The sequence below is a fragment of the Sphingobium sp. Z007 genome (assembly GCF_900013425.1).
Classification (GTDB): domain Bacteria; phylum Pseudomonadota; class Alphaproteobacteria; order Sphingomonadales; family Sphingomonadaceae; genus Sphingobium.
Map to the genome: position 1 here is coordinate 193735 of NZ_FBXK01000005.1, position 14178 is coordinate 207912.

The window sequence follows — 14178 nt, forward strand, 5'->3', positions numbered from 1 at the left end:
CGCGTCGTGTCCGACGCTGTGTCCTTGTGGTTAATACGGACTGGTTAGCGTCCGGTTTAGGACCGCACCGCTTTTTCGCAGGCGATCAGCTGATTAGGTCGAACAGGGTCTGCTGGTTGATCCGCGCAAAGGTCGATTGCGCCGCATCCAGTTGCAGCGTCTGCGCCTTGAATTTGGCGATCACGTCCTGAAGATCGGTCGATTCCAGCTCGGCCCGGCGTTCCTTGAGGTCCAGGCCGATGTCGGTCAGCCGCGTGCCGACCACGTCCAGCCGGTCGCTGCGCACACCCTGCTTCGCCTGTTCGACGGTGATATGGCCCTGCGCGGACTGCACACCTTCCAGAGAGGCGGCGATGGCCGTGTCGTCACCGCTTTGGACCGCGGCGATGCTTTGGGCCAGAACGTCGTCGATCGACATGGGCGTGCCGTTGACGTCGATGCCTTCGGATACGTCCTGCCGCGTGCCCACGACCGCCAGGTTGAGGCCCTTGCTGACCGGCACCAGCACGCTTTGCCCGTCATCGAAGACGGACACGCCCTGATAATCTTTCTGATTCAGCAATTCGGTAATCGTCGTGCGGATGGTCGACATTTCCTCGACGATCGCGGCGCGGCTGGTGGCGTTGAGCGAGCCGTTGCGGGCCGACGTCACCAGTTCCTGCGCGCGCGTCAGCAGATTGTCGATTTCCGACAGATTGGCTTCGGCATTGCCCGAGCGAGCGTTGCCATAGCTGATATTGGCCTGCCAGGCGGCCTGCTGCGCCTGGGCGCGGCCGATATCGGACACCTGAACCCAGGCCAGCGCATCATCCGACGGCTTGTTGAGCGTGATCCCGGTCGAAATCGCGGTCTGCCCGTCGACGATGTCCTGCGACAATTTCTGCTGTCGCCGGATTTCGGCGAGCATGATCTTGTTGGTGATACCTACCATGGCTCAGTCCCTCCGTCAGATGATGTTCATGATAGAATCGATCGTCTCTTTGGCGATCTGCAGGATCTTGGCGGAGGCCGAGTAGGCTTGTTGAATGCGGAGCAGGTCGGCGGCCTCCATATCGAGATCGACGCCGCTCACCGCTTCGCGCGCGGCGACCGACTGGTCGTTGCGGCTGCTCGCCGTGTCATATTCCGCCTTGGTCGATGCGAGCAACGTCGCCTGGGACGCGATCAAATTCGTCCAATTCTGTTCGACGCTGCCATTGCCGCGCAGCGCGGCACTGACGTTAAGAAGGTTACCGTTGAGCGTCCCGTCGGCCGATTTGAGCGCAAGCTGGGTCGGATCGGTCACCAGCGCGGACAGTGTCGCCGCGGTCGTGCCGGCCAGCAATGCGCCGCCCGCCGCGCCCGCATCGGTCCGCCCTTGCGCGTGCCAGGCATTGACGTCGGTGACGAATTGCGCGGCCAGCGCGTCCACAGTTGTTCGGCGATCGGCAACGGTGTCCGCCGCGGAAAAAAGCCCGCCCAGCGTGCCGTTTGCAGGAGCAGTCAAGGCCGTGCCATCCGCCAGGCTGAGCGAGAGCGTGCCATCATCATTGGCGGCCATGGACAGGCTGGTCGCGCTGTCGCCGGTGACCAGCGTCTGGCCGCCAAAGCTGATCTCCGCACTGTCATGCGCGCCGAAACTGACGGTGACGTTCATATTTTCCGACAGCGTCTGCAACGCCGAATCGCGGCTGTCGAGCAGCTGCGCATAAGCCGACGTGCCCGGCTGCGCGCGCAGCAGGCTGTTGTTGATGTCCGCCAGTGACGCCAGCGACCGGTTGATCGTGGCCACCGATGCCTGGCCCTCGGTCGCTATCCCTTCGGACACGGCCTTCAGATCGGCGCCGGTCTGGTTGAAGGACTGGGCGACGCGGCTGATGCTGTCGAGCGTGGTGACGCGCAGCGACGTATCGCCGGGGCTCGCCGCCAGCTTCTCCATATTCTGGAACATGCCGGTCATCAGCTGGCCGATGCCGGTGCCGGTGTCGTTAAGCGCATTTTCCGAATCGGTCAGCCAGCGCAGGCGCGACGTTGCGCTGCCCAGCGCCATGCCGGTGTTGCGGACCGACGCGTCGAGATAGGGGTCGGACGCGCGATTGATGCCGGCGACCTGCACGCCGCCGAAATTCGCGCGGGAGATATAGGTGGCCATCGTCGAAGTGGACGACCCGGATTCGATCGTCGTCACCGACCGGCGCGCATAGCCGCTGGTGCTGGCATTGGCGATATTCTCGGCGATGGCGGCCATTGCCGACCGATAGGCTTTCGTACCCGAAGAACCGATGATGAAAAGGTCGCTCATGCGCCTGACCCCGTGCTCGCCGTGGCGGCAGCGACGGGCGTATCGCTTACCCGGTCGCCAAATTGCTTCAGCAGCAATTCGGCGATGCCCATCGCGCCCTTGCTCGCCATCGCGTCGGCGGTGCGGGAATCGGCCATGTCGCGAAACTGCTGGGTCGCGGCGGAATCGTCGATGCCCTCGGCCAGGCTGGCCGATCGCATCGCGCCGATCATCTGGCGCAGGAACACGGCCTCGAACTGCTGCGCCACCTTTTGCAGCGACGCCTTGTTCGATTGCCCGGCGCTGGCGCTGACCGTGGCGGGGGAGGTTGTCGTCGCTACCTGCATCACAGCACCACCAATTCGGCTTTCATCGCGCCCGCCTGTTTCAAGGCTTCGAGGATCGCGACCATATCCGCCGGGGAAGCCCCGATCGCATTGACCGCCTTGACTATATCGGCCAGCGACGCCCCGCCTTTAAAATTAACCATAGGTTTTTTTTGCTCGTCGATGCTGATGCTGGTCGACTGCTCCACCGCGGTCTGCCCCTGACTGAAGGGCGCAGGCTGGGAAATGCGCGGACTTTCGTTGACGCTGACGGTCAATTTGCCATGCGCGACCGCGGCCGGATGGATCTTGACCGCGCCGTTGATGACGACCGTGCCGGTGCGCGCGTTGACGATCACCTTGGCCGGCGCATCTGCGGGCGAAATCTCGATATTCTCGATCATGCCCATCATCATGATGCGATCTTCCGCGCCCGGCGCGGCGTCGATCGCGATCGATACGGCGTCCATCGCGCGGGCGCGGCGGTCGCCAAAGGCATGGTTTACGCCGTCCGCGACGCGCAGCGCCGTGGTCAGGTCCGCTTCGGCCAGGTTGAAGGTCAGCGTCGGCGCGGTGTCGAACCCGGTCGCGACCGCGCGTTCCACCGTCGCGCCGCCGGGAATACGGCCGGCCGAGGGAATATTGACGGACACCTGGCTGCCATCGGCGCCGGACACGCCCAGGCCGCCGACGGCAAGGTTGCCCTGCGCCATGCCGTAAATCTCGTTATCCGCGCCGCGCAGCGGCGTCAGGATCAGCGTGCCGCCGCGCAGCGACTTGGCCTTGCCCAATGCCGACACCGTGACGTCCAGCCGCTGGCCGGGCTTCGCGAAGGCGGGCAGGTCGGCGGTGACGAGCACGGCCGCCGCATTTTTGAGCGAAGGATTAACGCCCTGCGGCAGGGTCAGGCCAAAGCGCGAGACCACGCCCTTCATGCCCTGCGTCGCATATTCGATACTGTCGTCGCCCGTGCCGGCCAGGCCCACGACGATGCCATATCCGGTCAGCTGGTTGGGACGAACCCCCTGGAAGGTGCCCAGATCCTTCACCCGCTCGGCCTGCGCCGGAACGGCGACCAGAGCAAGAATCGGCAGGAGCAGGCGAGGCAGCCGCAACAGGAGGGGGCGGATCATGGCGTGTGCGGTTTCCATCAGAAGGGGCTGATCGCGGAGAAAAAGCGCTGGAGCCAGCCCTGACGGCTGGCATTGGCGATCTCGCCCTTGCCCTTGTAAATAATCTTGGCGTCGGCGACGCGGGTCGATGCGATGCGGTTGTCGGGCGCGATATCAGCCTGCCGGACGAGGCCGCTAATCTGAATGAATTCGTCGCCGCGGTTGAGCGTCAGCGCCTTTTCGCCCTTCACCAGCATCGTGCCATTGGGATAGGTCGCCGCGATCGTCACGGTAATCTCGCCGCTCAGCGCGTTGGACTGGCTGGCATTGCCCTTGCCGGTGAAATTATTCTGGCCACCGGCCGACACGTCGCTGGCGGAAAACAGCTTGGACAGGATGCCGGTGGTCGGCGGCGCGATGCCGATCGATCCGTTGCGGGCGGTGTCCGCGCTCGTTGTCTTGCTCGCCTGCGTCCGCTCCACAAGGACGATGGTGATGATGTCGCCCACGCTGGTTGCGCGCGCGCCGCTGGTCAGCGGCGTATAGCCGGTCGATGCCTGAAATATCGACCCGTTCGCGGCGGGCGCGATGGGCTGGGCGATCACTGTCGGCGCATAGAAATCGCGCTCGATGTCGCGCTTCTTCTGCTTGGCGGCGTCGGCGGGCGACGCGGCCAGCGCGATCAGCGAAACCGCAGCAATGGTGGCGTAGGAGAGGCGCATCATCTGGCCTTAGATATTCTGGTTGACGTACTGGAGCATCTCGTCGGTCGCCTTGATCATCTTGCTGTTGACCTCATAGGCGCGCTGGGTTTCGATCATGTCGACCAGCTCTTCCACGATGTTGACGTTCGATGTTTCCAGATAACCCGACCGCATCAGGCCGCGGCCTTCCAGGCCCGCGACGCCGACCTGCGGCACGCCGCTCGCGGCGCTTTCGGTCAGCAGGTTGCCGCCGATGGAGGTCAGCCCCGCCGGGTTCATGAAAGTGGCGATTTCGATCTGGCCCAGGTTGCTCGGCGCGCTTTCGCCCTGCAACGTGGCGGACACGGTGCCGTCATTGCCGATCGAGACCGACGTCGCGCCCTGCGGCACGGTGATCTGCGGGATCAGCGGCAGGCCGTCGCTGGTGACGACGGTGCCTTCGGCGGTGACGCTGAAATTGCCGGCGCGGGTATAGGCGATGGAGCCGTCGGGCTGCTGCACCTGGAAATAGCCCGATCCCTCGATCGCAATATCCAGCACATTATTGGTCTGGTTCAGCGTGCCCTGGGTATTGATCTTGCTGGTGCCCTGCAACGCGACGCCGGAGCCGAGATTGAGGCCGGTGGCGAATTTATTCTCGCTGTCCGAATTGGAACCGGCCTGGATGATCTGCTGATAGGCCAGCGTCTCGAAATCGGCGCGGTCCTTCTTGAAACCGGTCGTGTTGACGTTCGCCAGATTGTTGGCGATCACGCGCATCTTCGTGTTCTGCGCGTCAAGGCCAGTGCGGGCGACATGAAGGGCGGCGTTGCTCATCGTTCATTTCTCCGTGGCGCATCCCCGAAGGGTGCTTATGCGTCAGTCACAGCAAGATGCGTGCCAATATTAACCATCCAGCTTCATGAGCGACGCGCCGCCGTCGTCCATCTGCTTGGCGGTATCGATCATCTTCACCTGGGTTTCCCAGGCGCGGCTGGCTTCGATCATCTGGACCAGCGCCTGCGTCGCATTGACGTTCGATCCTTCGACCGAACCCGATGTGACGGTCGCCAGCGGGTCGGACGGCAGCGCGCCGCCATTGACTTCGCGGAACAGGTCGTCGGTGCCCTTGGCGATGCTGGAACCGGCCGCGTTCACCAGCTTGAGCTTATCGACCTGCTGCGGATTGGCCGGGTCGCCACCTTGGGGCACGCCCCAGATGCTGCCGTCCTTGGCGATCGACACACTGTCCATCTGCGGCAGGGTGATCGGGCCGCCTTCGCCCAGCACGGCCAGGCCGTCGCCGGTGGTCAGCAGGCCGCTGTCGGTGACTTTGAGGTCGCCGCGCCGCGTATAGGCTTCACTGCCGTCCGCGGCCTGAACGGCGAGCAAGGCGTCGCCGTTCATCGCCACGTCCAGCGGATTGCCGGTCTCGGTTACCGCGCCCTGCGCCATGTCGGCCGCGATCACCTGTTCCGACGCCTGCGCACGGGTGTCGAAAGTGTCGCCCTTGATCCAGCGTGTCTCGGCATTGGCGATTTCGGCGCGAAAGCCGACGGTATTGACGTTCGCGAGGTTGTTCGCGACCGCCGTCTGCCGCGCCATCGCGCCGCGCATTGCCGTGAGTGCCGTATTGACGAGCCGATCCATGGGCTAAGCCTTCTATCCTGTGCTTGGTTTTAGGTGCGCAGGTTGACGATGGTCGTGGTCAGCGTGTTCGCCGCCTCGATTGCCTTGCTGTTCGCCTGGAAATTGCGCTGCGCCGCGATCAGGTTCACCAGTTCGTCGGTGATATCGACGTTGGATCGTTCCAGCATGCCGCTGTTCACCGCGCCGAACATGCCCTGATTGGCGGTGCCCAGGATCGGCGATCCACTGGCGACAGTCGACGTCCAGTGGGCGTCGCCCTCCTGCCGCAAACCTTCCTGGCTGTTGAAGGACGCCATAGCGACCTGGCCCAGATAGACGGTGCTACCATCGGCGTAAACGGCCGAAACCATGCCCTTTTTGTCCACGCCCACGCTGGTCAGCTGCGCGCCGGCCGCCGTACCGTCAAAAGTGTTGGGGATTTGCAGGTCGGTCAGGTCGGCCGGGGTCGCGCCAGTGGGGTCGACGGTCGTCGCGCCCGTGGTGGGATCGACGGCGAACACCTGGATGCGCGCGCCGGTCGTGTCGACGGCATAGCGGTCGTCATCGACGGCGAAGGCCCCGTTGCGGGTGTAGCTGATATTGCCGTCTTCGCCCTTGACCGTGAAATAGCCTTCGCCGGTAATGGCCAGGTCCAGCGTCTTGTCGGTGGTTTCCAGCGTACCCTGCGTAAACTGCTGGGCGACGCCCTGCACGCGCACGCCCTGGCCGGCGACCTGGCTGGTCGTCTGCATCGGCGCGGCGGCGAAGATGTCGCCGAACTGCGCCTTGCTCTTCTTGAAAGCGGTGCTGCTGACGTTGGCGACGTTGTTCGAAATGGTCGACAGGTCGGTCTGCGATGCTTTCAGACCCGACAGGGAGATGTAGAAGGACATGGCGTTACTCCTTGGGTGAAAAGGATTTGTTGAACAAAAAGATAGGTTTACATCAAGCTGATCGCGTCGGACGGGCTGTAGCTGCCGAGCGCGGTGATGAGTTTGGAGGACGAACCGTCGGCGGGTGACTGGACGGCGGCGATGGTGGCCCAGGTCGCGACCTTGGTGGGTGTCGCGCCGTTGACCTTGACCTGCAGGGCGGAGGTTGAGACGGTTGCGCCCGTGTCATCCTTGCCGTCCCAATAGAAGGTGACGTCGCCGGCAGCCTGCGATCCCATATCGATGGTCTTGACCACTTTGCCGCTGCTATCGACCAGATCAATCGTCGCGCCTTCGGTCGCCGCGGGCAGGGTGATCTGGCCCGCATAGGTGCCGGACGCATCGGGCGCGGCGATGTTGCTCTTCACCAGCATCGACTTGCCGATCCAGCTGGCCGCATCGCCCAGCCGCGTGCCGGTCAGCTCGCTGGCCAGGCCTTTGAGCGTCTGGTTCATTTCCGCGATGCCGGACGAATTGGTGATGGTCGCCATCTGCGACACCATCTGGGCGTTATCGACCGGCTCGAACGGGTCTTGATACTGCATCTGCGCGGTCAGCAGGGTCAGGAAGCTGGCCTGGCCCATCTCCGCGCTGCCGGTGCCGACGATGGCCTTGGGATTATAGACCGACAGGCCAGCGCTGTCGGTTGCGGTGGTCGTCGTCATTTGCCGATCCTTATGGTTTCGAGCATCAGGGATTTGGCGGTGTTGAGCACCTGCACATTATTTTGGTACATGCGCGCCGTCTCGATCATGTCGACCAGCTCGGCATTGCCATCCACCGCCGCTTCCCAGACATCCCCGTTTGCATCGGCTAACGGATGGTTGGGATCATGGCGCTTGGTCGGCTCGGCGCTGGTGGTGACGACATTCTTGACCTTGACCGTCGATACGCCGGGCGTGTCGGTGACGCTCTCGAACACCGGCTTGATCGCGCGATAGGCTTCCGCGGCGCTGCCAGTCACATTGCCGGCGTTCGCCATGTTGGACGCGGTGGCGTTCAGGCGCACCAGCTGCGCGCTCATGGCGCGGCCAGCAATGTCGAAGACGTTCATGGGGGACGAATTGCTCATGCTTATTCTCCCTTCAGCGCGCGGTTGATGGTGTTGATGCGCCCTTCCAGGAAGGACAGGGTCGTGCGATATTTAACCGCATTTTCGGCAAACAGCGTCTGTTCGGTGCTGAGTTCGACGGTGTTGCCGTCCAGGCTGGGCTGCAACGGCACGCGATAGCCCATCGCATCGTCGGCGGCCTGCGACACATCGGTCGCGCTGCTGCCGGCGCGGGTCGTCGCCTCTTTCAGCGCGGCCTCGAAATCGATGTCGCGCGCCTTGTAGCCCGGCGTGGAGGCGTTGGCGATGTTGGACGCAAGCAGGGACAGGCGTTGCGACCGCAGCGCCAGCGCCTTCCCATGTATCCCGAAGAGATTGTCTTCCACCGACATTGTCAAATTCGCTCTAAATATTTTGCGTCCCCCGCCGTTCTGACCCCTGATGGCGTCTCCTGCGGGTGATCCAGCCTGAGATCAGCAAGAGCCGTGCCAAATTGCGTGGGTGACGCAGCGGCAGCGCGGCCGACGGCGGAAAACCAGGCTTTTCGTGAGGCAGGCGGCAAGGGCGGCAGATTTTTGCCGGTCGGCGGCAGAGCGTTGCCGCCGTCGGACGAGACGATAGGGAACGGGCGCTCATGATCGCAATTATCGGCCATTTGTTCGATCCATGGACTCTGGCGGCAATGCTGGGCGGGATCGTTTTGGTGGCGATGTTCCAGAATGGCTTTGGAGCGATGGCGCGCGCCATGACGGCGCTGCATCCGCTGATGACCGCCGATCCGGCGCGCGATCGCGACGCCGCGCGGGCGGCAATGCTCAAGATCGACCAGGTAGCGCAATTGCGTGGCCTGTCCTGCACCGACCGAGTGAAGACCGCCAACCCCTTCCTGACCGAAGCCGCGCGCAAACTCGCCAATAGCGAGCGCGCCGATATGTTCGAACTCTGGGCGGCACAGGCGCTGGCTGACCGGGCGCAGCGCCATGGCGCGGTCCACAAGGTCTGGCTGTCGATCGCTGACGCCGCGCCAGCGCTGGGCATGGCCGGCACGATCATAGGCCTGGTCGGCATGTTCGCCGCCATGGACGATCCCGCCGCGCTCGGCCCCGCCATGGCGCTGGCGCTGCTCACCACCTTTTACGGCGTCGTCATCGCCAATCTTCTTGCCGCCCCCATCGCCGCGCGCCTGTCCGACCTGTCGGATCGCGAACTGGCCTGGCAGCGGGAAGTGGCGGACCGGATGCTGGGAATCGCCCGCCGCGAAAATGCGCCCGTGCGCCGCGCCGCGATCCGCGAAGTCGCATGAGCGCGCCACCCTTGACGGCATCGGCCACGGCCGCCCGGCGCAATCGCTGGGCGGTCAGTTTTGCCGATCTCCTGCTGCTGCTCCTCGCCTTCTTCGTGCTGCTGCAAGCCAGCGGATCGCGCCGCGACGCCCTATTATCGCAGGTCAGCCAGCAATTTGGCGGCCGGGCGATGCGGCAGGGCGTGGCGTTGCGCGCCGCCGACCTGTTCGTGCCGGGCGACGCCTTGCTCAGCGAAGCCGGTCGCGCGCGCCTGGCCGCGGTGGCGCAGCGTTTTGCGCGGGAGCCGGGCGGGCTGGAAATCCGCAGCGACGGATCCGACAGGCGCCGCCAGCGCTTTGACGATTGGGATCTCGCCGCCGCCCGGCTGGGCGCGGTCGCCCGCGCCCTGCGGATGAACGGCATCGCGCAGGATCGCCTGCTGATCCGCGGCCTCGACCAGGGGGGCGGCAAGGCCGGGCAGGGGCAGCTGATCCACATCGCGCCAGGCCGTTAACAATGTTTGGCACGGATATTGCTGAAATCCTGACAAAGACCGTCCGTCCGTCAGGAGACATGCCGTGTTTCGATTGTCGTCCCTCCTTCTCGCCGCCGCCGCGCTGACCAGCGTGTCGCCCGCGCTGGCCCAGGCCCAGGGAAGCCAGAAATTCGAGAATCTCGACCGTATCGACAGCCTGGTGGCGATGACCGTCGGCGCCAATCTCGGCGAACCCGGCGGCCCCGCTGCCCCGGTCGATCGCCGCCTGCGCCTGGCCGCCTGTCCGACCACGCCCAGCGTCGAAGGCCCGGTATTCGGCGCGGCGATGGTGCAATGCGCCGCGCTTGGTTGGCGCATTCGCGTGCCGCTGGTCGCGGGCGCTTCCGCCGCCGCATCCGGCCCGGTGCCGCGTTATGGTGCCGCCAATCGCTTCACGCGCGCCGCGCCGGTGGAGACGAAGGAAGCGGTCGTGCGCAAGGGCGATCCCGTGCAACTTATGGCCGGCAACGCCGTGTTCAGCGTATCGCGCATGATGGTCGCGGACGAGGATGGCGCCATGGGGGAGACGATCCGCGTGCGCGAAGACAAGAAAAGCTCGCCGATTTTCGCCCAGGTCGTACAAATGGGCGTTGTGCGCATTCCGGGATTTAATGATTTTTGAACTTGTCCGTTATACGCCATAGGGACGAGTGAAGGATTTACCCAATGATCAAGTCTGTGGGCCAGAATATCAGCGCCGCCATCGAGGCGACCCGCCTGCGGGAAGGGGCCAAGACGCGCGCATCGACCACCACCGGATCGACCACGGCCTCCGCCAGCGCCGCGTCGGCCAGCCCGGCTGCGCGCATGGCCGCTGAGGGTGCGCCGGTCGATATGGATCGCGTCGCCGCCATCAAGGCTGCGATCGCATCGGGCAACTACCCGGTCGACGCCAACGCCATTGCGGAACGTATGGTCGCACTCGACCTGTCGGCCGCCTGATAAGGGACAAACATCATGCCTTTGGGTCTTGCTGCGCTGGATGATCTCTTCGATGCGTTCGAGGATCTTCGCGACGTGCTCGATAGCACTGATGCCGCCGCTATCGAATTGGCCAGCAATCGCGTCAGCCGCGCGGCGGCGTCCGTTCGCGCGATCGGCGCCTGGCGTTCCGACCCGGCCGTGATCGAACGGCTGAGCATGATGGTGCCGCTGCTCGACAGCGCGCGTATCCGCGTCAAGCTACTGGCCGATCATGCCCAGCAGCGCCTTGCCATTCTCGCCGCCCATGGCGCGCAGACCGCGCCGCTGACCTACGGCCGCTGATAGACTCTTTTTTCCAGTTTCGACTAACGCGGCGCCAATCGGCGCCGTTTTTCGTTGTGAGCGCAAATTCCTGCGCCCGCGTTAACCAAATCTTGGCACAAGCCTTGCTCTAATGTCCTCGCTAGCAATTGAGGATTTTAGTCGTGTCGGCTTTCGCAGACATATCAGCAACCGGGACTTCGACAGGTAATCGCGTCACCAACGCGATTGCGATGGCGAGCCGCCGTACTGGTGTCGACTTCTCCTATCTGCTGGGCCAGGCCAAGATCGAATCCAGCCTGAACCCCACCGCCCGCGCGGCGACATCGTCCGCCACCGGCCTCTATCAGTTCATCGACCAGAGCTGGCTCGCCGTCGTGGACAAGCATGGCAGCGAATATGGCCTGAGCTGGGCGTCCGACGCGATCCAGCAGAGCGGCGGCCGCTATTATGTGGCCGACCCTAACCTGCGCCAGCAGATCCTCGACCTGCGCAAACATCCCGAAACCGCATCGGTCATGGCGGCCGAACATGCCGCCGATAACAAGGCCTATCTGGAATCGAAGCTGAACCGCGAAGCGCAGCCGGTCGATCTCTACCTCGCCCATTTCCTGGGCGTCGGCGGCGCGTCCAAATTCCTGTCGGTCCATGATCGCGCACCGGACGCCACGGCGGCATCGCTGTTCCCGTCCGCGGCGCGTGCCAACCGCTCGATCTTCTACGACCGTAGCGGCAACGCGCGCAGCTTCGCCGACATCCGCGACCGCTTCGCATCCAAGCTCCAGAAAAGCTCGGACAGCCTGGGCGGCGACATCCAATATGCGTCCGCATCGTTGCCTTCGGGCGCGAAGACGGTCCAGCCCGCCGACTATGTGCGGATCGAAACGCAGCGCCTCGCCGAGCAGCCCGACATCATGGTCAAGCCGCAACCGCAGACCGCTCGCCTCGCCTATCTCATGCTCGCCACCCTCGGAAGGTAACCGGCCGCAATGTCTCCTGCCCAAGTCAAAGCGAAGATCTGGATGAGCGCCGTCCAAGGCGCCGTGCTGCCGTTCGCGACATTGATGGTCGTCGTCTTCATGATGGTGCCGGTCCCGGCGGTCATGCTGGACATCGGCTTCATCACCAACATCATGATCTCGCTGGCGGTGCTGATGGTGGCGCTGAACGCGGGCAAGCCGCTCGATTTCTCCAGCTTCCCCACGGTGCTGCTGTTCGCGACCCTGCTGCGCCTCGCGCTCAACGTCGCCTCGACCCGCGTCGTGCTGGTGCAGGGGCATGAGGGATCGGACGCCGCAGGACAGGTGATCGAAGCCTTCGGCCACTTCCTGATCGGTGGCGACTATGTCGTGGGCATCTTCGTCTTCGCCATTCTCATGATTATCAACCTGGTCGTCATCACCAAGGGCGCGGGCCGCGTGTCCGAAGTGTCGGCGCGCTTCACCCTGGACGCCTTGCCCGGCAAGCAGATGGCGATCGACGCCGATTTGAATGCCGGCCTGATGACCCCCGAAGAGGCCAAGCTGCGCCGCGTCGAAGTCGCCACCGAAGCCGATTTCTACGGCTCGATGGACGGCGCGAGCAAGTTCGTGAAGGGCGACGCGGTCGCGGGCATCCTGATCCTCGTCATCAACATCGTCGGCGGCATCATCCTGGGCGTGGTCAGCCATGGCCTGGCCATCGGCGAAGCCGCGCAAACCTATATCGTCCTGGCGATCGGCGACGCGCTGGTGGCGCAGATTCCCGCGCTGCTGCTCTCGATCGCCGCCGCCTCCATCGTCACCCGCGTCAAGAGCGAACAGGATCTGGGCGGCCAGATCGCCGGCCAGTTCGGGTCCGGCCGCGCCTGGGTGCCGGTCGCCGCGATCCTGGGCTTTCTGGGCATCCTGCCCGGTATGCCGCATCTCATCATCCTGTCCGCCGCGGCGATCGCGGGCAGCATCGCCTGGCAATTGCGCAAGGCTGTGCAGAAGAAAGCGGCCGAGCCTGCGCCGGTCGCCCCCGCGCCCAACCCGGCCCTCATCGAATGGGAAGACGTGTCGGACGGCGCGATCCTGGGGCTGGAAATCGGCTATGGCCTCATCGCCCTGGTCGATGAGCGCAAGGGCGCGCCGCTGATGGCCCGCATCACCGGCATCCGCCGCCAACTGTCCAAGGAACTGGGCTTCGTCGTGCCGATGGTCCGCGTGAAGGACAATCTGGCGCTGGAGCCGAACCAATATCGCATCACCATCGCCGGCGTAGTCGTGGGCGAAGACGAAATCTGGCCCGACGATCTACTCGCGCTCGACAGCGGCGCGCTGGAAGGGGTCGTCGCCGGTCGCCCGGCCAAAGACCCGACCTTCGGCCTAGACGCCGTCTGGATCAGCCAGGCCAAGCGCAGCGAAGCGGTCGTCGCAGGCTATACCGTGGTCGATCCGCCGACGGTCGTCGCTACCCACCTCAACCAGCTGATCGCGATGAACGCGGCCGAAATGTTCGGCCTGGACGAAGCGCGCAAGCTGCTCGACAATTTGAAGGACGCCGCGCCGCAACTGGTTGATGGCCTGACGCCAGGCACGCTCAGCCTGACGCAGATCAGCGCCCTCTGCCGCGCATTGCTGTCTGAAGGCATCGCACTCAAGGACTTCCGCCGCATCTGCGAAGCGATGGTCGATGCCGCCCGCCCGGACATGAGCCACGAACAACTGATCGAAGCGGTGCGCCAGCGCATCGGCGCACTCATCATTCAGGGGCTTGTTCCGGTCAAGATGCCGCTGCCGGTCATCACGCTGGACGGCGATCTGGAAGGCTTGCTGGCCCAGGCCATGCGCGTTGCGGGCGACGCCAAGCATCCGATCGAACCCGCGCTCGCCAATCGCATCGTCGAAGCGGTGATCCACGCCGCCCGGCCGCTGATGGGCCAGGCGCGGGCCTTCGCCATCGTCACATCGCCGGTCGCGCGCCGCGCGCTGGCCCGCCTCTTCAAGCCGCATCTGCCCGAAACGCCGATCCTGTCCTTCCTCGAAATTCCCGATGGCAAGGGCGTCGAGGTCGTGGCTGTCGTCGGCAACGAACAACGCCCTACGCCCCGCCACGACCCCGCGCCCCAGCGCGAACAGGCGCGCGAGCGGGTCGCCTGA

18 protein-coding genes are annotated in these 14178 nt (G+C 64.6%); 7 read left to right on the forward strand and 11 right to left on the reverse strand.

Annotation, left to right across the window (positions count from 1 at the left end):
- Window positions 1-85: 85 nt before the first annotated feature.
- From CEQ44_RS08830 to flgB, 11 genes are all read right to left on the reverse strand, one after another.
- Complete coding sequence (locus CEQ44_RS08830) at window positions 86-931, reverse strand: flagellin (RefSeq protein WP_088184411.1); 846 nt, start codon at window positions 929-931, stop codon at window positions 86-88.
- A 15-nt stretch (window positions 932-946) separates the two neighbouring features.
- Window positions 947-2281, reverse strand: a complete 1335-nt coding sequence (gene flgK, locus CEQ44_RS08835) for a flagellar hook-associated protein FlgK (protein WP_088184412.1) — start codon at window positions 2279-2281, stop codon at window positions 947-949.
- Window positions 2278-2607 (reverse strand): rod-binding protein, encoded by a 330-nt coding sequence (locus tag CEQ44_RS08840; protein ID WP_088184413.1) that lies wholly within the window; start codon window positions 2605-2607, stop codon window positions 2278-2280. Before CEQ44_RS08840 ends, flgK begins: the two co-directional genes overlap by 4 nt.
- Window positions 2607-3737 (reverse strand): flagellar basal body P-ring protein FlgI, encoded by a 1131-nt coding sequence (locus tag CEQ44_RS08845; RefSeq protein WP_373438207.1) that lies wholly within the window; start codon window positions 3735-3737, stop codon window positions 2607-2609. Before CEQ44_RS08845 ends, CEQ44_RS08840 begins: the two co-directional genes overlap by 1 nt.
- Window positions 3737-4420, reverse strand: coding sequence for a flagellar basal body L-ring protein FlgH (locus CEQ44_RS08850; protein WP_088184507.1), 684 nt, complete (start codon window positions 4418-4420; stop codon window positions 3737-3739). The genes CEQ44_RS08845 and CEQ44_RS08850 overlap by 1 nt, the downstream gene beginning before the upstream one ends.
- A gap of 9 nt (window positions 4421-4429) precedes the next feature.
- Window positions 4430-5218, reverse strand: coding sequence for a flagellar basal-body rod protein FlgG (gene flgG, locus CEQ44_RS08855; RefSeq protein ID WP_088184414.1), 789 nt, complete (start codon window positions 5216-5218; stop codon window positions 4430-4432).
- A gap of 69 nt (window positions 5219-5287) precedes the next feature.
- On the reverse strand, window positions 5288-6031 hold the full coding sequence (locus CEQ44_RS08860; protein ID WP_088184415.1) for a flagellar basal body rod protein FlgF: 744 nt from the start codon (window positions 6029-6031) through the stop codon (window positions 5288-5290).
- 29 nt (window positions 6032-6060) lie between these two features.
- Entirely contained in the window at window positions 6061-6903 is an 843-nt protein-coding gene (locus CEQ44_RS08865; RefSeq protein WP_088184416.1) for a flagellar hook-basal body complex protein, read from the reverse strand.
- 47 nt (window positions 6904-6950) lie between these two features.
- The gene (locus CEQ44_RS08870; RefSeq protein WP_088184417.1) at window positions 6951-7607 is read right to left on the reverse strand and encodes a flagellar hook assembly protein FlgD; all 657 of its coding nucleotides are present in this window, start codon (window positions 7605-7607) and stop codon (window positions 6951-6953) included.
- Complete coding sequence (flgC, locus tag CEQ44_RS08875) at window positions 7604-8014, reverse strand: flagellar basal body rod protein FlgC (protein ID WP_088184418.1); 411 nt, start codon at window positions 8012-8014, stop codon at window positions 7604-7606. The genes CEQ44_RS08870 and flgC overlap by 4 nt, the downstream gene beginning before the upstream one ends.
- 2 nt (window positions 8015-8016) lie before the next feature.
- Window positions 8017-8385 carry a flagellar basal body rod protein FlgB gene (flgB, locus tag CEQ44_RS08880; protein WP_088184419.1) on the reverse strand — a complete coding sequence of 123 codons (369 nt, stop codon included), beginning with the start codon at window positions 8383-8385 and terminating at the stop codon, window positions 8017-8019.
- 242 nt (window positions 8386-8627) lie between these two features.
- Between flgB and CEQ44_RS08885 the strand changes: the two genes are divergently transcribed.
- The 7 genes from CEQ44_RS08885 (at window position 8628) to flhA (ending at window position 14178) form a co-directional block, all read left to right on the forward strand.
- The gene (locus tag CEQ44_RS08885; RefSeq protein WP_088184420.1) at window positions 8628-9296 is read left to right on the forward strand and encodes a MotA/TolQ/ExbB proton channel family protein; all 669 of its coding nucleotides are present in this window, start codon (window positions 8628-8630) and stop codon (window positions 9294-9296) included.
- Window positions 9293-9790, forward strand: a complete 498-nt coding sequence (locus CEQ44_RS08890) for a flagellar motor protein MotB (RefSeq protein WP_176400335.1) — start codon at window positions 9293-9295, stop codon at window positions 9788-9790. Before CEQ44_RS08885 ends, CEQ44_RS08890 begins: the two co-directional genes overlap by 4 nt.
- Before the next feature lie 64 nt (window positions 9791-9854).
- Window positions 9855-10433: a flagella basal body P-ring formation protein FlgA gene (locus CEQ44_RS08895; RefSeq protein WP_088184421.1), complete on the forward strand. Its 579-nt coding sequence runs from the start codon at window positions 9855-9857 to the stop codon at window positions 10431-10433.
- Window positions 10434-10477: 44 nt separating this feature from the next.
- Window positions 10478-10753, forward strand: a complete 276-nt coding sequence (flgM, locus tag CEQ44_RS08900) for a flagellar biosynthesis anti-sigma factor FlgM (RefSeq protein ID WP_088184422.1) — start codon at window positions 10478-10480, stop codon at window positions 10751-10753.
- A gap of 15 nt (window positions 10754-10768) precedes the next feature.
- Entirely contained in the window at window positions 10769-11077 is a 309-nt protein-coding gene (locus tag CEQ44_RS08905) for a hypothetical protein (RefSeq protein WP_088184423.1), read from the forward strand.
- Window positions 11078-11220: 143 nt separating this feature from the next.
- A complete protein-coding gene (locus tag CEQ44_RS08910; protein ID WP_088184424.1) occupies window positions 11221-12036 on the forward strand; it encodes a lytic transglycosylase domain-containing protein in 816 nt (271 codons plus the stop codon).
- 9 nt (window positions 12037-12045) lie between these two features.
- Window positions 12046-14178 (forward strand): flagellar biosynthesis protein FlhA, encoded by a 2133-nt coding sequence (gene flhA, locus CEQ44_RS08915; protein WP_088184425.1) that lies wholly within the window; start codon window positions 12046-12048, stop codon window positions 14176-14178.